Below are 16,605 nucleotides of genomic sequence, written 5' to 3'. Positions count from 1 at the left end.
GGCTCCTTTTCAGATGCAGTTCAATGTAACCGCATGGCGCGCATTTTCAAGTATAAAACCACGCATGCGCAAATATAATTTCAAAATTTCCGCATTTGCTGAATAACGGCGGCGAAAAACATTTCGCATGCAGAATCTTTTTTGGTCAAAGCGGCACTTGGGTCTCGCGAACTTTCACGTTCACTGTCGACGTAGTTTTGTTAAGAAAGGCGACCCGCGCCGCGGCTTGGTCATGATCGTAGTATCGCCCGCAGTAGATGAAGAACTCCCCTGCCCTGTTGTCATGCGTCGGCTCAAAATCAGTAATCCCATAGGCCTTGAGGAACTGCTGGAACTTGTTCCAGGTGCCCTCGTCCTTGTAGACGTAAAACACGTCATAGACGCTGCGCGACTTGGGCGCGACCAACAGGGGCGCCGCGGAGGATGGTGGGCCGGGGGGAGAGATGCGGTTGCCTCCGGCAAGCACCGAACCTCCAATCTCATCATTCCCGATAACAAGTGGTGTGGCGTCGACTTTGGGTTCAAACCGATTTATCGTCAGAACGGGCGCAGGCTTCATTAGCGTCGGAGGCGTGCGACCTACCGGAGCGGGTGCTGGAGTAGGTTTCGGCGGGGCAGCATTTCCACTGTAGACCGAGCGACCAGTTACAACAGGCGCAACGATATTCGCTTTGGCCATCTCTGTATTGACCGACAACGAGGCCAACTCAGTTCTCGCCCGCGAAACGATGTCATTTTTTTCACGTGCCGCTTGCGAATTAACATCGGCAATACGCTGCGCCTTGCGAACATCCGCATCGGCATTTGCGCGGCTCAATTCTGCGTTCTTAGCTTGAACGTAGTCGGTTGCTTGAGGGGTGTACCCGGCTTCCACTGCTACCGTCGAGGACTTCAAGTCTTGGGAAATCTTACCCAGCCGGTTCACCTCGCCCTGAGCGAAGCTGACTTTGGATTCTTGATTTCGGATAGCAGAATCGTCCGCCAGCCGCGTTTTTAGCATCTGCCCCTCAATCTCGGCTATTTGACGCTTGAGCTCTGCGATCCTTGCATCCTGCTGATTAACTCGCCCGTTGGCTTCCGCCTGTATCCGCCCCAAAGCTAGGGTTTCGTCATCAAGTCGGGTCTTCGCCATGCGCTCAGCTTCCGCGTTGGCCAGCGCCAAAGTAAATCGCTGCTCATCGAACCGCTTCGAGTCAGCAAGTCGGGCGGCATTATCAATGCTACGACGCCCTTCGATGTCCTGGTTGATCCTGTCCTCAACCCCAGATCTGTCCTTGGCAGAGGCTATTTCAATATCCGCAATCTTCTTAGCTGCCCTACTGTCTGCCTCAAGCAGATCTTTATCACGTCGGTTCTCGATTAGTGACTGCTGGATGGTTAACTTAGACGCTACCTCAGCCACACGTGCCTGAGACGCCCTGGAGGCGTCCTGGTACTCGTTGATTCGGCCGGCCTCAGATGCAGAGGCGGGGGCCTCACTCATACCACCTTCGTAAGCTCGGGCGTTCATGGCCGCATCGAGTTGGCTGCGCCTTTTCTCTAGTTCGTCAATCTGGCTCTGGTAGTCGTTGAAGCGACGTTGGTAGAGCATCTGGGCCTCTACAAATTTTTGCGAACCGAGAGCATCTTGAATCTGATCGTCATACTGGCTCTGAGGATCAATCGTGGTTAGCTCAGTTGGCTTTACTGCCAGTGACCCGCACCCGGAAAGCGCCAGCGCTGCTGCAAGCAGGGTGAGGTTGAAAAGATTCCGCATGCAGAAAGGTCCTGTTGCATTGATGCCCGAAGGTAGGAAACCTCGGAGCAGGCGGGTAACGCTGACCGAAGGCTGGAGGAGGGGGGAGGGCATCAAGCGCAAATCCAAATGTGTTTGCTTAAATAGTGGACGGCGAGTGGCCCAAAACCCGCCTAATCGACTCACTAGTCAAAATCGATATCAGTACGAACGCCTAGGCGTTCCAGCAATCCGGAGAAGCTCTCGCTTTCCGGCGCGTTAAAGCCCAACTGCCATTGCCCTTTTGGGGATCGCCTAACCACGCATTCAAGCCCCACCCTCTCGGAAATCGCACGTTCAAGACGCCGCAGGTCGGCATCGCTATCAGACAGTTTAACAGTTACCTCTGGTTTCTTAAGAATCTTGTTGACGGCGTTTGTTATTTCTAGTACAGACCATTCCAGATTCAACGCCTTCTCAGCGATCTTCCGCTGATCTGACAACAAACGAAGCGAGCAGAGGGGCCGTGCCTGCGCAAACGTTAGCCGCTTCGAGATCAATGCGTCTCGAACCCTGAAGTCCAGCTTCAAAAGCCGCACATAGTTTGATACGTGTGCTCGGCTTTTACCCACCCGGTACGCAATCACGTCATGCGACAAGCCGAACTCGTCAGCGAGTACCTGAAACGAAGTGGCCTCCTCAATCGGATTGAGGTCGTCTCGCTGAATATTTTCTACAGCTGATATGTATAGGGCCTGCCGATAGGAGTACTTGCCCACCTCACACTTCAGCTTAGCCATCTGAATACGCTGGGCAGCGCGCCACCGCCGTTCGCCGGCAATGATGCTGTAACCGCCTTCTTCTCTAGGCACCACAATCAAAGGGACGACGTTAGTACCGGCTGTCTTCATTGAGTCAGCGAGATCGTCAAGTGCTGCTTCGGCGAAGGACTTTCGCTGCTGCCAAATGCCTGGAAAAAGCTGCTCAACCCCAATGTCCATAAGGGTTGTAAGGACCGACTCGATGCCGAGCGTATCCAGTTCTTCGGGATCTAATTGATACACGTGTATCCATCCTCAATTTCGTGTATCGGATACACGAGCCTACCTGAGCCGTTCATTTTTTCAAGTCCATCTGCATGCGCGCTTGTTCAATTGATCCATCGTCGATGAAGCCCCAAGGCCTCGGCGTAGGCTTGAAGCGTATGAAAACACCGCAAACGTCTCCACGTTCGGTATACGCCAAGGGTTGAGCGACGAACCGTCCATTATCGTCCGGCAAGAAGCCAGCGACCACGAAAGCGTCAATTACCGGTTTACAGGCGGCGGCTACAGACTCGTGATCCAGAAGCGTTGATTCACCGGAAATGTAAATCTCCTCAACTAGCACTGGGTACTGCGCGTTCGCCAACCAGTTTTGGAAAGCGGCACTCGACTCCCACCTTAAGGCCTCAACACGCTTTAACCAGGTAGCCTTTAGCGATGTGCTCTTGGCGTTGTGCACCCGTAGCATCACATTTAGGCCCAGCAGCATGGCGCCAGGGAAGAAGGCTGTCAGTGAGTTAGTTACTGCGTCGTAAGAGAGCCGATCACGCCGGCCATCCATGTTTGCTTCCCTGACTTTGCGCATGCGGGATGTAGCTCGGCTTTCCTTTCGTACCGAAGTGGCTGCCTCCAGAACAGTAGTGCCAGAAGGGAAGGGGGCTTCCACGTTTGCCGGAGCATCCCCGCCGACAGATATTCCCTGCTTTGCCAAGCGCGCGAGAAATTTAGCGTCTGAGCCGAACGCGGTACGGTGATTTGATTTGCTGACCATGGATATCTCCTTTGTCAGCAACATAACGTCCTCGAAAAAAAAACCTCCAACTCGAGGCTGGCCACGGTTAAAGGTGCACCTCCCATACACTATTAGGGGCATACGAGAGGATTTCTTATATGCCCAAAATTCGTTCCATATGCATCGTCGACGACAGTGCAGGCGTACGCAAACTTGGTGTCACGCTTCTAGAAAACGCGGGTTACGAGGTTCATACGGCCGTCAACGGTTACGCAGCGCTTACAGTCATCCGAGAGATGGCTCCTGACGCGTGCTTCATCGACCGTGAGATGCCAGAGCTGGACGGGCTAAGGCTAATTGAACTTCTAAGGGGATGGGGTGATTGGGGTGAAAAGCCAATCGCGATGCTTTCCAGCGCAAGCAGTGTCTTCGATAAACAGACAGGACTACTGAGTGGCGCAGATCTGTACCTGACCAAGCCGTTTACACGGGACACGGTACTCGACGCGATAACTGCACTGGATACGCTCCTTGAATAGCGCTAAGCCAAGCGGCCGCATTCACTTTGCCGGATACCGAATCGGTGAGACCTACTGCCTGAGCCCGTCGACCGCGATCATCGCCGTGGACCAGGTGCCCAACGAGCTGAACCAGATTCCGGGCACAAAGCCATGGCTTATGGGGGCCGGACGTCTTGGCCGGCAGCTAATGCCGTTCATCAACATCGCTCGTTTCCTGCACATTCCCCGGTGTGAAAATTCGAAGGCCGCTGCAAGTTCTGCGATTTTCGTTAAGGGGGACGAAGCCATTGGGAACGTCGCTGTTGTCGTGGATGAGTTGATTGAATTTATCCCCGCAGCGGAGTTGACCGATTGTGACCAGGCCGATTTCAAGATTCCTCCGGGTCTTGGCAAAAGCATGCGCCGGACAGTGACAGCCCGAGGGCGGACCTGGGCGCTGATCGATCTGAAGGCTCTCATCTCTGACGACAAAATTCAAAACGTCGACCTCAGTTGACCTTCCCGAGATAGGACAGAATGAGCAATAACTCTTCTTTGGTTTCACTTACGACCCTGTTGCTACTGGTTTCGGGTGTCGGGGCCGGCTACACCGGTTATCAATATTACAAAAACTCCATGCAGGAAGGTTTCCTTCTGAAGGCCGGCTACGATGCCCAAACGAATGCAATGCAAGCGATTTACCTCGCGGATCGCGCTGCGACCAACAGCATCTACACATCCGAAATGGACGGTCTTGAAAGTGCCGTAGAGAAGGCATTCGCCGCAATCCGTAATGGTGACCCCGTACGCGGAATTGAACCAGCTCCTGCCTCCGTACTTGCAAACCTTGATGCGATTCAAAAGGTGTGGGACGAATTGTCTCCGTCCGTTTCTCAGATCATCAGCCGGCGATCTACTACCGACCAATACACGCGAAACCTTGCAGACACGCAGAGAACGGCGCGAGAGGCCCTAGTTAGTGCCAAGGATGCCAGAACAAAGCTTGATGCCCTTGCCCCACCTGGTCAGCTCCGTGCCCAACTAGCTGAAGCCCTGGCGAGCTTGGAGGAGGGCCAACTCGCCTTGTCGTCCGATTCAAGCGTTACCAGTGACACTCTGCGCGCATCCTCAAGCGCTTTCGCTAAGTACGTAGCGACGCTTGGCCGCTTAGGTCAGTCCTTTCCCCAGGACCAAACCTTCATGTCGCCTCTCATAAAGAGTTATCACGACGCTGAGTCGGTCGTTCGTCTCATCCAAAAGACGGTCGACAGTTCAGCTGGCGTCAGCGAAAACATTCCGCATGCGAAATCTATTTGGGCTGCAAGGGATCGGGTCGCGTCATCGTCCGCTAGCCTGATTGGCTCCATCCAGGCCCTTCCTGACAGCCGGCCTGTGGGCCTAACAATTTTTGCGGCACTCGGTGGACTAACGCTGCTGCTGTCGATTGCTTCAGTGCTCCTGATGCGTTCAATTACATCCAGCCGAACCGAGTTGGTGGAATCCCAGGGGCGCAGCCAAGACGTCACAATCGCGACGAAGTCGAAGCACCTCAAAGTGCTGCTCGATGAGATTGAGCAGGTAGGGCAGGGCAGGCTCAATACCCACATCACTGAAGACAACGAGTCGACTAAAGAGATTGCGAAGGTACTGAACCAGACGTTCCGCGGTGTCGCCCAGATCTTTGACGAAGTGAGAGGGACGATCATCGGCCTATCAGCAGCCACTGAGCAAACACTGGTAACTGAGCAAAACGTGGCTCAGAACCGCGCTGAGCAAGACAAAGCGATTGAAACGATCGACCGGCTTTTCACTGACCTTACTCAGTTCATTAACGGAATTGAGGACATGACGTTCCAGACTCAACAGATCTCGGATGACATGGGTCGAAAAGTAAGTTCCGGCGAAATTGCCGTAACTCAGGTTCACGACAACATCCTAGAGTTGCAGCAGCAAACCCTATCGATTCAACACCGCTCAAAGCACATGATCGAGAGTTTCCAAGTACTGGAAAACATCGCAAGCGTGGTCGCTCTGGTTGCTGCCCGAGCGCAGAACCTGTCGTTCAACGCCAACCTACTCGCGGATGAACTGCAGGACAAAGGGCAGTCAAACCGAATCGCTGCGGCTTCAAAAGCGATGGCGCGATTGGCCGAAGAAACGAAGGATGCCGTGGTCCAGATCAATGTGCAGCTTAAGACAATGAACGATGCCGCACGTGAAACCCAATCCGCAGTTGACCGGGCCGGCCGGGAAACCGAAAAACTGCGCGACCGCTCAAACGCAGCTCAAGACGCACTCAAGGCAATTCTCGAACTAACTAACAGTCTCACTAAAGGGTGCCTGAGCGCGATTGAAGAAACCAAGTTGCTGAAAAGTAAATCGAGCGACGTTGGCGAGATTGTCGACAGCGTCAACCAGTACAGCGCGGACAACAGCGCAGCAAGTGAGCAGACCGCTATTGCCATTAAAGGCGTCAATCGTCAGGCACAAGATCTGCAGACCACCATTGCCCACTTCAGTAAGGAGTGACGATGATTAGCCTCGATGCCCCGGAAGACCTGGACGTATTTGGACGGTGGTTGGATACCATCGAGGCTCGGTTTTCTATCCAGATTGATGACAGCCGCCAGCAAGCTTTTAAATCTGCTCTAGAACGCTTTGCCGGCTCTCTTGGCCTGACGCTGGAAGGACTCGAATCACGGTCGAAGCTGGGTCTCATGGAGGCCGAGCAATGGGCTATGGTCCTTCACTTGGCAACTAATCATGAAACCCGATTTTTCAGATCTCCCGCTGCAACGAAAACAATCGTCGCACTGTGCAAGGGGGTTTTGGCGCCGAAGGTACTTTCAGTGGGGTGTTCCTCGGGAGAGGAGCCTTACAGCATCGCCTCTGCGTTATTGGACGCCGGCCATCCTACCTTTCGTATCCATGGCACTGACGTCTCCTCCGTTTGCATCGCCACTGCAAGAGAGGGGCTCTATCCGCAACATCCAAACGTCGGAAACCTAGCTGCTGCGGCAACCCGCGACGGGAAAATGCGCTTCCACCGTTTCGTCCGGGATATGGTCACCTTTGAGCAGCACAACATCCTGCAGGACCGCCCGGTTGAGCTCGCCGTGCCTGACATCGTTATCACTCAGAACATGCTGATCTATTACCGGGCCCAGACTCGGTACCAAATTTTGAACCGTCTCTCTTCGATGCTCGCGCCCGGTGGCCACCTGATCACCGCCCCAGGCGAAACCCTCAATTGGGAATGCCAGGGCATGACTCGCATCCCGAATAGCAACCCGAACGTATTCCAAAGGTCTGTCGATGTCTAACAAACTGCGTATTGCCCACCTGACCTGGCTACGAGCCCCGATTGAAAAGAGCGTTGATACAACCAAGATCAATCTGGACACCTACCACAAGAAAACTAGCGCGCTCGCATCGCCGCCTGCAGATGCGGAGCCAATCTGGTACGAGAATCAGCGGACGCATCGCGACGCAGCCTTTGCCAACGTGAAACGCGAAGTGGAAATGATCCACTCAGCTTTGGCAGTCGCTGTCTGCGAAGGCGGCAGCAGTCTGGCGCTCGAAGTGAAGATTCTCGTCAACAATGTTGCTCAGCAATCGCTTTCACCTCAGAAAATTGAGCAGGCACTCATATCTGTTATGGGCAGCCTGCTAACCATCCCGAAGTACATTGGGATGATCATCGACGGTGCGCCTGACAGCGCGGGCATCCTCGCTAAGCAGATAAACGAACTTCGCGAAATACGGGGTGTGCCCCTGCTCGAAGAGGACAACCTGTTACCGCCAGACACCGAGTTCGTATACGTCGAGCCGCCGCTGCGCGACAGGGAGTGCACCGAGGATCATCGCCGCGATGTCTTCGGGCGTTCACCTAAGCGGTTTCAGACGGCTTTCAGCCTTTACATGACCAACCAAAGCAAGGCCGCCCTGGCCGATTTGCGGGACACTCTCCGCGAACTCCAGCAGGTAACCCGGGACCTTGAGGTCGGTTGTTTCTGGTGGCTCGGCGAAGCCTTGACTGACGCTCTGGCGTGCGGCGCAATCCGAAGCGCCGGCAACACCCTCTCGCAAGTTCGTATGCTTTCAGTCGCCATTCAGAAGGCCGAGATGGAAGGTGAGGAGGGAGCCAAGGCGACCCTCGGAATCGCACGATTCAAGACGCTGCTGTCCGTTCTGAGCATGTCGACTAAGCTCCCGCCCGAGATAGAGGAGGTCCTGGCCGTTTTCAACGTCCGCAAGTCAGTTGATGCGGCATCGTTAGCTGAGTTGCAATCGCGCATTGAAACGGCACAAGCCGATTCAATTAAAGATGTTATCTCAGAACTGAAACCCCTGCTGGAAACCTCAATGGTGTCTCTGGGACGCGCTATCACTAGCAAAACCCAGCAGCCGTTCGAAGCTCAAATCGCCGCGTTCCGTACTTCCATTCGCCAGGTCGCAAGCGTGTTCTATATGGTGAACGAGAACGAACTTGCGGCGGTTGCAGCCAAATCACTCACCCGCGTTGAAAAAGTTGTCTCTGTGGACGGGTTCACAGACCCTCTCGTCGAAGCGCTGAAGACCGACTTCATGTTTATGGATGAACACATCCGCAATCTCGGTTCTAAAGAATCGGTCCGGTCGTTGCGAATCCCCGGCGTGCAAGCTGACGTGGTGGCGGAAATGGTCGACCAGGCCATTAAGGAGCTTGCTAGGACGCGAAGATCTATTACCGACCATCTAGATAGTGGATCAGGCCGAGACGACCTAATTTCAGGCCTAGAGGGACTTGTAAAAACGGCCGCGGCATTGTGCTTTACGGGACTGACCCGCGTAGGGCAGGTCCTGAACGGCTCATGCCAAGGATTCGTTGGGGAGATGACGGAATATGGGATCAAACCATCGAAAGCGATTGACCTCTCCGCTCGCGCGTTAGTCGCAGTAGAGAGTTACCTCGTAGCCATCAGTAACAACGTTGAACCGTCCCCGAGCCTGATGACAAAAGCAGAGGAGGCTCTGAGTACACTAGGCATCCATATCGATCAGTTCGAAGCTGCCTCTACCTCTGAGTTGCTCGACAAGTTTGAAGCGGCCAAGACTCTGGGCGAAGATCTAGACTCGAACGAAAACCATTTCCTCTCAGAGATTATCGAACTCAGAAAAGTATTCGAGGTGCTACTCCAGAATTCAGATTGCCGCGATCGGAATTCGATGGATGATTTGTATAAGGCGGCAGAGCGCCTAGGAATGGCTGCAAAGTTAAATGGATTTGATTCGTTCCACAGACTTGCGAGGGCCTTGGCTGCATTCAGTCAGTCCGTTCAGAATCGTTCCAGGGATGAAGATTTCGACCGGGTAGCAGCAGACTCTCTCATTAAGAAGGGCCTGCAAATGATCTTTCGCTGCATGGATGAATACTCCGCCCGCAGTAAGGTTTCAATCTTCACTCGAGATCTAGAGCAGGCGCTGTTGTCAGCCTCGGATCCGGCGACCGTATTGACGGAGAGCACGGAGGAGTCCGTAGCAGAGCCAATCCCGCCAGAGCAACTGCCATCCGCATTGGTTGGTGAGTTGGTGACTGAGCGTCCGTTGGATCAGCAACTGGAATATCCAGAGGGTATCGATGCTGGCCTGATCGCTGAGTACCGCGAGGAATTCGTCACCTATTACAACATCCTGATTACGTTCTGTGCGCTGGACGAGCCACTCTTGACCAAGAATGTTTGCCGGGCCGCACACACGCTACACGGCATATCAGGGTCTGCCGACTGCAAGGTGCTCCATGAAGTATTTGGGGTCCTGGAAGCCCGGTTAGAGACCCTCCACATCGCCGAACGCAGGCTCAGACCTTGTGACCTGTTGCAGCTGGAGAACCTCCTCGGTGAAACCAAAGAGTTCATGGAGAAATTCCCGTGGACCGTACAGACGCCTCTGGCGGGCATCTGGATGGAAACAGCAGCATCGATTGGGGATGACATCGCAGAAGCAGAGTTTGTCGATATGCCCCCTCCTGCAAAACCATCCACCCAAGCACAGGACATGGCGAGCGTCGCTGTCCACAGCGAAGACGAAACGCAGGTAGCAGAGACCGAAAAGTTTTCGCATGCGAAATCATCTGGGAGCCAAGGCTCACTTGTACGCGAATACAACGACGACTCTAGCTTCTATCTAGAGGAAGCCGACGATGTCTTACCGGACTTGCAGACAAACGTAGATGCATGGCTTAGCGACATGACCAACAGGGAGTTGGTAGCTACGATCAAGAGAAACATGCACACGTTGAAGGGCGCGGCGATGATGGCCGGGGCAGATTCCATTGCAGCCATCACTCACAACATGGAAAGCCTATTCGAGAGCATCTCGATCAAGCTGATCACCCCAAGTGGGGATTGTGCTCAGCTGGTGTCGTACGTTCTGGATTCCATTACGACGATGACAACGTTGATGCGACAAGGCGATGCATACGAGCCTCCACAGGCTCTTATCGAATGCCTTGAACTATGCGTCGACATGAACGAGATCGACCTATCCAGCTTGCACGTTCAAAAATCAGGACCTTCAAGTGTTGCACCTCAACCTTCGGTTCCCGCCGTTGAGCGTCCAATCGATCCGGTGCCTTCAGTTCCTGAAAGTCAAAACAGCGAATCTGTCCAAAATCTATCGGTCGCTCCAGAAGGCGAAGGGCAGAAGCAATCGCGTAAAAAACGAGGCGGTCGTGGCAAAGGCAATAGAAACAGAGTCGACCTGCCTAAAAATGTCGTCGCTCAATCCGATGAGGACGGTGGCGCGTGTGTTGGTCCTCTAAGCGAATTGGTCTGCGAAAAGGAAGAGGAGACCCGGAAACCTCTCGAAGAAAATGCGGGCAGGGCTCTGGAGGACGGTCTTAGCCTCGTGGCAATCGACGCTACAAAGTTAGCGACTGACGTCCAGGAAATAACCGTTGGGGTGACACTACAAACTGAGCCCGAATCGGCAGAGGATAATGCTCAAGCAGATCCACCAGCTGAATCGATCACACAAAAGATTTCGCATGCAGAATCTTTTGTAAAACCCGGGGCCCAAATCCAAGAGTCGCTCTCGGAAAAGATTTCGCATGCAGAAACTCTGTCGGACGCTAATACACGGGAAGACTACGCTGTACAGGCAGAGAAAGATTTCGACCGGCTCTACAGTATGGAGACAATCGATGAAATCGGTGATGAACAGCCCATCGCTAGTTCAGCGGTCATGGACATGCTTCAGCGAGAGCAATCAGCCGCAGCGGCCTACGCAAGTAAAAAGGGTAATGCAGGAACCAGCGAGAAGATACGCGTCGATCTGAAGCATCTAGATTCAGCTTCTCAACAGGCAAGCGAACTGATCGCCGTGAGGTATCGTCTGAATTCGTTGAACGAAGAGGCGCATCTTCGTCTCACGGGAGTTCGGGAGTTGTTGGACTCCAACAGCCTGCAGCATGGTCAACTGACTACTGCCCTACGAAGCTTCTTCAACAACCAGCCACAAGCAAGGAAAGCAGAGGACGTAGAGGGCGCCGATCTCGAGCGTTTCAACGACCTATCGGCAATGCACGTCGCGATGGGTGCTCAAGTGGACGAAGTACGCGAACAGGTCCAAGAGATCTTCGCCTACATGCGTCAAATGCGGTCAGCTCTCTGGGAGCTAGAGCCACTGCTGACGAGCCTGCAACGGGACCTCCTGCACTCGCGCCTGGTGCCTTTCCAGAACGTGCGCCAGAAATTACTGAGTGCTGTCACCTCCGCTGCAGCTGCAACGAAGAAGGATGTTGCTCCAGAGTTCACCGGTGCTGATGTGATCATGGACAAGATGATGCAGGACGCTATCGCGGAGCCCTTGACACACATCCTCCGCAACGCAATCGATCACGGCATAGAAAGCCCTGCTGAGCGAGCTAAGCTGGGCAAGCCGGCGAAAGGTAAGGTGGAAGTGAACGCTTACCGTAGAGCAAAGCACATCATCATCGAAATCAAGGACGACGGTCGAGGGATCGATACTGAGGTAGTCCTTCGCAAGGCAATTGAAAAGGGGATCGTCTCGGAAAGTGATCAGCTGTCACGGCCAGAAATTATTGGGTTGATCACTCGTAGCGGCTTCTCCACCGCTGAAGTGATTACCGCGGTATCCGGTCGCGGTGTGGGTATGGATATCGTTGCGTCGGCTGTCGAAAATTTAGGCGGCCGGCTGTACATCGAGAGCGTCAAGGGGCAGGGCACTGCGTTCCAGATAGAGTTGCCATTCACCATCGGTTCTAACAAAGCCATGATGGTGAATACCGGTAGCCAGTGGTTTGCAATCCAGAGCTACTCAATGAGCCAGGTTATCCTCGTGTCCCGTGAATCACTAGACTCACAGCGTCAGTCCTCTGGTAACGCGACCATTCTCTACGACGAGCGCAATTTCGAGGTCGTGCACTTGGCCGACCTCGTCGCTATGCCCGATTCGCGTGGTCCGCTGGAGAAGAATGGCGAGGTTACCCTCATCCTTTGCGAGCAAGGCGACACCAGAATCGCCATCGAAGTAGCCAAAGTCGACTCAATGCCGGAAATCCACATCCGGAAGTTGGAAGGCATTCTCTCCAATGTGCGCGGTATCGTTGGCGAAACCGAAATGCAAGACGGCAGCCCTGTTTTTGTGCTCGACGTAATGGAATTGGCCCGACTGAATCTTAAGCGCGGAGGGAACGGCTACCAGGTCAGACAGAACCGCGTTCGCTCGATGAAACGAGACAACAGGCCGACCGTGTTCGTGGTAGACGACTCACGTAGTTATCGCACACAGCTTGAACGAATCTTCACTGGTTTTGGGTACGACGTCGTTACGGCGGTAGACGGGCAAAATGCCCTGCACAAACTCCCACTAGACCGAAAGCCCGATCTAATGATGGTCGACGTAGAAATGCCGAACATGAACGGTTTTGAGTTCACGGAAGCTATACGCAAAATGCCTGAGTACGACGACACCCCGATCATCATGATTACTACTCGAACAGGCCTGGAAGAAAAGGCTTTGAGGGCAGGGGTAACAAAGTACCTTCAGAAGCCTTGCGACGCAGCGACTTTGCAGCAGGCCGTGAACCAATTGAAGGGTCAAGCGGCCCATACCGAGACCACCTTATGAGAGTAGGAATTGTCAGCACGAACGAGGTACAGAAAGCCTTGTTCTCAGAGCTCCTCACTCCCTTAGTGGGGGAGATCATTTTCTACGATATTTCGCATGCGAAAAGAGGCGATCTTGAAATCAGCAACGCGCACATCCTGATCTTGGACATGAGCGATCCCAGCGTCGTTGACTGCGAAGAGGTTATGGATGCGCTCGTGAGGGAAGAGCCAATCTGTCTCCTGCACGAGAAGGATCTCTACTCGATGCAGCCCAGGGAACGGACCGCCTGGCGTAACCGGACCATTGAGGAACTGAAGAAAGCGGTCCCTGATCTCGCCAGCGAATTAGATGAAAAAAAGGATGATGCGGACAATAAGAACGTACCTGATATCTGGGTGATCGGCTCCAGCTCGGGAGGGCCACAGGCTCTGAAAGAGTTTTTCGGCGAGCTGCCCCGGATACCGATTTCCATCGTCCTCGCTCAACACATGTCCGCGGAAGGTTTCGATCACTTACTCGCGAGGGTAAACAGCCTCGCTAGTGGCTGGAACGTGCACTTGGCTGAAGATGGAATGAAGGTGACGCCAAATTCTGTCTACCTGGTCCCCAGGGACAAGACCGTCGCAATGAGTGGCGGGGTAATCTCGCTTCATCAGTACCCCGCTCAAGAAGTGTCGTTCAACCCGTGTATCGATGCGGTCATTCGGACGGTGTTCGAGTGCCACCCTAAGGTCGGAGTCATCATTCTGTCGGGTATGGGCATGGACGGCTCTGGAGGAATTCGTTCGATCAAGGGCAAAGCCAGAATGATCATGGCCCAAGACCACGAATCCTCTGGCGCGAAAAGTATGCCCGACTCGGCTAGGAACACAGGTGCGGTTCAGTTCTCCGCTCCGCCAGGTGAGTTGGCTAAAAAACTTGCAGGGCTCTACAACCAGAGCACTCAATAAGCAAATGGCCACCTGATCGGTGGCCATTTTTTTTGGGCTGCTATGAGGCTTCCGGTTCTGGTTCCAGTTCGGCTGCTGGACTCTTATCCCCTGGAGCGACAGGCACCGTTGCGAGGGTATTGTCACGTAGTAGACTTTCAAGTTCAGCTGCCATCTCGGTATTCTCTTCGAGAAACTTCGCAGAGTTACTTTTGCCCTGGCCGATTTTGGTGCCTTTAAAGCTGTACCAGGCCCCGGCTTTCTCGACAAATCCTGCCGCAACACCTAGATCCACCAACTCCCCGCTTTTGAAGATGCCCTTTCCGTACAGGATCTGAAACTCAGCCTGACGGAAGGGGGACGCCACCTTGTTCTTCACCACCTTCACCCGCGTTTCGCTACCAATCACCACGTCGTCAACCTTCACCGCACCAGTGCGCCGGATATCAAGGCGCACCGACGCGTAAAACTTCAGCGCGTTGCCGCCGGTGGTGGTTTCCGGGCTGCCGAACATAACTCCGATTTTCATTCGGATCTGGTTGATGAATATGACCAGGCAGTTTGCATTCTTGATATTGCCGGTGATTTTTCGGAGGGCTTGCGACATCAGGCGAGCTTGGAGACCAACGTGCATATCCCCCATGTCACCTTCGATTTCGGCTTTGGGCACCAAGGCTGCGACAGAATCGACAATGATTACGTCAACAGCATTGGAGCGAACCAGCATGTCGGTAATCTCAAGCGCCTGCTCGCCGGTATCAGGTTGAGATACCAGAAGGTCGTCAACATTCACGCCCAGCTTGCCTGCGTACTCAGGATCGAGCGCGTGCTCAGCATCGACGAACGCACAGGTAGCGCCTGCTTTCTGGGCTTGGGCGATGACAGACAGGGTGAGAGTAGTTTTACCCGAACTCTCCGGTCCATAGATCTCAACGATACGGCCTTTAGGCAAGCCGCCGATTCCCAGGGCAATGTCCAGACCCATTGACCCTGTGGATATCGAGGGGATCGCTGCTCGCTCGTGATCGCCCATCCGCATTACGGCACCCTTGCCAAATTGCTTTTCTATCTGACCCAATGCGGCCGCCAATGCTTTCTTTTTTCCTTCTTCCATCATCGCCACCTTCTCACTCGATCTCAGGCGCTGAATTGCGCTGATACAAGGATCAGGTGGATCAGTGCGTGCCAGAACCATTGCCGATCAGACTTCCAATAGCCCGTTGTTGATCGTGAATGCAGCGACTCGCCACATCCTTTAGAAGGTCAAGTGCGCCTGGGTTGGTGCGAGAAATCAACTCCATTAGAAATTGAAGCTGCTGCTCTGAGGTGGGTGGGTAATTCGCTGCGGTGAACTCAGCACGCACAAGGGTCTGGGTGCCAAGCTTCGTGCTGACTTGGATGCTGGTGGGCGTGATCAAAGTGGCGAAGTTGCGGAGTAGGGGAGAAGTGTTGATCTGAATGCTTTGCATAGTTTGGTCCTCTTAGTGAGGACCACTTTATGCAGGTAACCGCGTGCCGGAAGCGCTTGAACCTAACAAACTTGAGGCCGACAGAACCCCATAATTTCCTTATAGGATTTGCAGCAAACTACCGGCACCCACCAGACAAAAGTATAAATTTCCTCCAGCGAGACGGGGTAGAGACGCATCTGGGTATCGAGCAGCAAGCTGCCAGCCTCGAAGCCCACGGTGACGCCGGGGGAGGTCTGCTGCAATTTACCTACCGAAAGGGATGCATTGAATGGAAAGGAGCCAACAGCGAAACCGCTCACGTGGATAGCGCGATACGCGGCAATTCCTGCAGCTATCGACGCGTTGTCGTTATGACTTGCCATCTGGCGCGGGTACAGCGGGCCCCAGTTAGTTCCGATGCATACTTCCGCCCCGAAGATCGAGGATACTTCCGCTGTGACCGGGTTGTTGCAAGCCACCATTCCAAGCGCCGATGCTATCCCGACGTCGCGGCAGCCGGTGTTCCAGGTGGGATCAAACTCGGTGTCATAAAGAAGCTTTGGAAAACAGGCAGGCAGAGCCGAGTTAAACGCGCTCAACGCTTTGCTTTGCAGTATGTTGGACGCGGCACCGCAAACGTCGAGCATACCCGTGAGGGTCGAATTGGTGGTTTTGGCTTTATCAACACCACACAGTTTGCAGCTTTGGTAAGCCATTGCTGTATCGATCGCCCAGGCCGGTAGCTCCCACAGGCGAACGTGCATTGAGGTGTAGTCGTTGTTGTCGGTACCAACTGAAAGGGGCCCACCGATCGGCTGCCCCATGGCTGAGTCTCCCCCTCCCTTAATCACCTCACAGAGCGCGACAGGCTGGTAGTGAGAGACGATAAGCTTATCGTGGCACCACCAACAGCAAGGCCCGTAGATCATATAACTGAGGGTCAACGGGTCAATCACCAGCAAGGAGGCCAAAGAGGCATTAAGCGCCTGGGCATCTTCTGGCTTTAGGCTAAGCCCCGTAGCCGCTGCCAAGCCGGTCACAGCCGACAACTTGTTGAACTCACGCCGGGTAAACGCCATGCCCATCTCCAAAGGATAAACTTTCCTTAATAGTGGATGCGA

The 16,605-nt window shown here is 54.0% G+C and carries 12 protein-coding genes; 6 read left to right on the top strand and 6 right to left on the bottom strand.

The window, feature by feature from the left end:
- Window positions 1-145 precede the first annotated feature (145 nt).
- The 3 genes from L9059_RS00420 to L9059_RS00410 all read right to left on the bottom strand — a co-directional run bounded on the left by L9059_RS00420 (window position 146) and on the right by L9059_RS00410 (window position 3,529).
- On the bottom strand, window positions 146-1,756 hold the full coding sequence (locus tag L9059_RS00420; protein ID WP_247285606.1) for a hypothetical protein: 1,611 nt from the start codon (window positions 1,754-1,756) through the stop codon (window positions 146-148).
- Window positions 1,757-1,920: 164 nt separating this feature from the next.
- Window positions 1,921-2,778 carry a ParB/RepB/Spo0J family partition protein gene (locus L9059_RS00415; RefSeq protein WP_247285596.1) on the bottom strand — a complete coding sequence of 286 codons (858 nt, stop codon included), beginning with the start codon at window positions 2,776-2,778 and terminating at the stop codon, window positions 1,921-1,923.
- Between the two features lie 52 nt (window positions 2,779-2,830).
- Window positions 2,831-3,529, bottom strand: coding sequence for a hypothetical protein (locus L9059_RS00410; protein ID WP_247285594.1), 699 nt, complete (start codon window positions 3,527-3,529; stop codon window positions 2,831-2,833).
- Between the two features lie 119 nt (window positions 3,530-3,648).
- On the opposite strand from L9059_RS00410, the gene L9059_RS00405 reads away from it, so the two are divergent.
- Genes L9059_RS00405 through L9059_RS00380 form a run of 6 tightly spaced genes read left to right on the top strand, consistent with a single transcriptional unit; the run spans window position 3,649 to window position 14,054 of the window.
- Complete coding sequence (locus L9059_RS00405) at window positions 3,649-4,029, top strand: response regulator (protein ID WP_247285592.1); 381 nt, start codon at window positions 3,649-3,651, stop codon at window positions 4,027-4,029.
- Window positions 4,022-4,507 carry a chemotaxis protein CheW gene (locus tag L9059_RS00400; protein WP_247285590.1) on the top strand — a complete coding sequence of 162 codons (486 nt, stop codon included), beginning with the start codon at window positions 4,022-4,024 and terminating at the stop codon, window positions 4,505-4,507. The genes L9059_RS00405 and L9059_RS00400 overlap by 8 nt, the downstream gene beginning before the upstream one ends.
- A 20-nt stretch (window positions 4,508-4,527) precedes the next feature.
- A complete protein-coding gene (locus L9059_RS00395) occupies window positions 4,528-6,519 on the top strand; it encodes a methyl-accepting chemotaxis protein (RefSeq protein ID WP_247285588.1) in 1,992 nt (663 codons plus the stop codon).
- A gap of 2 nt (window positions 6,520-6,521) precedes the next feature.
- Window positions 6,522-7,313, top strand: a complete 792-nt coding sequence (locus L9059_RS00390; RefSeq protein WP_247285586.1) for a CheR family methyltransferase — start codon at window positions 6,522-6,524, stop codon at window positions 7,311-7,313.
- Window positions 7,306-13,122, top strand: coding sequence for a hybrid sensor histidine kinase/response regulator (locus L9059_RS00385; protein ID WP_247285584.1), 5,817 nt, complete (start codon window positions 7,306-7,308; stop codon window positions 13,120-13,122). The genes L9059_RS00390 and L9059_RS00385 overlap by 8 nt, the downstream gene beginning before the upstream one ends.
- Window positions 13,119-14,054, top strand: a complete 936-nt coding sequence (locus L9059_RS00380; RefSeq protein WP_247285582.1) for a chemotaxis protein CheB — start codon at window positions 13,119-13,121, stop codon at window positions 14,052-14,054. Before L9059_RS00385 ends, L9059_RS00380 begins: the two co-directional genes overlap by 4 nt.
- A 40-nt stretch (window positions 14,055-14,094) precedes the next feature.
- Here L9059_RS00380 and recA read toward each other — a convergent pair whose 3' ends face one another.
- The 3 genes from recA to L9059_RS00365 all read right to left on the bottom strand — a co-directional run bounded on the left by recA (window position 14,095) and on the right by L9059_RS00365 (window position 16,563).
- Window positions 14,095-15,147 (bottom strand): recombinase RecA, encoded by a 1,053-nt coding sequence (recA, locus tag L9059_RS00375; protein ID WP_247286806.1) that lies wholly within the window; start codon window positions 15,145-15,147, stop codon window positions 14,095-14,097.
- Window positions 15,148-15,208: 61 nt separating this feature from the next.
- On the bottom strand, window positions 15,209-15,502 hold the full coding sequence (locus tag L9059_RS00370; RefSeq protein WP_247285580.1) for a hypothetical protein: 294 nt from the start codon (window positions 15,500-15,502) through the stop codon (window positions 15,209-15,211).
- A 62-nt stretch (window positions 15,503-15,564) separates the two neighbouring features.
- Entirely contained in the window at window positions 15,565-16,563 is a 999-nt protein-coding gene (locus tag L9059_RS00365; protein WP_247285569.1) for a hypothetical protein, read from the bottom strand.
- Between the last annotated feature and the right edge of the window lie 42 nt (window positions 16,564-16,605).

The organism is Pseudomonas violetae, from assembly GCF_023072615.1.
GTDB classification, from domain to species: domain Bacteria; phylum Pseudomonadota; class Gammaproteobacteria; order Pseudomonadales; family Pseudomonadaceae; genus Aquipseudomonas; species Aquipseudomonas violetae.
The sequence above is the reverse complement of the archived record's forward strand: the minus strand, read 5'-3'. Positions and strand labels throughout refer to the sequence as shown.

What these genes read in the sequence shown, in the direction of transcription:
- L9059_RS00420 (WP_247285606.1), bottom strand. Translation starts at nt 1,756, where the DNA reads ATGCGGAATCTTTTCAACCTCACCCTGCTTGCAGCAGCGCTGGCGCTT.
- L9059_RS00410 (WP_247285594.1), bottom strand. Translation starts at nt 3,529, where the DNA reads ATGGTCAGCAAATCAAATCACCGTACCGCGTTCGGCTCAGACGCTAAA.
- L9059_RS00405 (WP_247285592.1), top strand. Translation starts at nt 3,649, where the DNA reads ATGCCCAAAATTCGTTCCATATGCATCGTCGACGACAGTGCAGGCGTA.
- L9059_RS00395 (WP_247285588.1), top strand. Translation starts at nt 4,528, where the DNA reads ATGAGCAATAACTCTTCTTTGGTTTCACTTACGACCCTGTTGCTACTG.
- L9059_RS00390 (WP_247285586.1), top strand. Translation starts at nt 6,522, where the DNA reads ATGATTAGCCTCGATGCCCCGGAAGACCTGGACGTATTTGGACGGTGG.
- L9059_RS00385 (WP_247285584.1), top strand. Translation starts at nt 7,306, where the DNA reads ATGTCTAACAAACTGCGTATTGCCCACCTGACCTGGCTACGAGCCCCG.
- L9059_RS00380 (WP_247285582.1), top strand. Translation starts at nt 13,119, where the DNA reads ATGAGAGTAGGAATTGTCAGCACGAACGAGGTACAGAAAGCCTTGTTC.
- recA (WP_247286806.1), bottom strand. Translation starts at nt 15,147, where the DNA reads ATGGAAGAAGGAAAAAAGAAAGCATTGGCGGCCGCATTGGGTCAGATA.
- L9059_RS00370 (WP_247285580.1), bottom strand. Translation starts at nt 15,502, where the DNA reads ATGCAAAGCATTCAGATCAACACTTCTCCCCTACTCCGCAACTTCGCC.
- L9059_RS00365 (WP_247285569.1), bottom strand. Translation starts at nt 16,563, where the DNA reads ATGGCGTTTACCCGGCGTGAGTTCAACAAGTTGTCGGCTGTGACCGGC.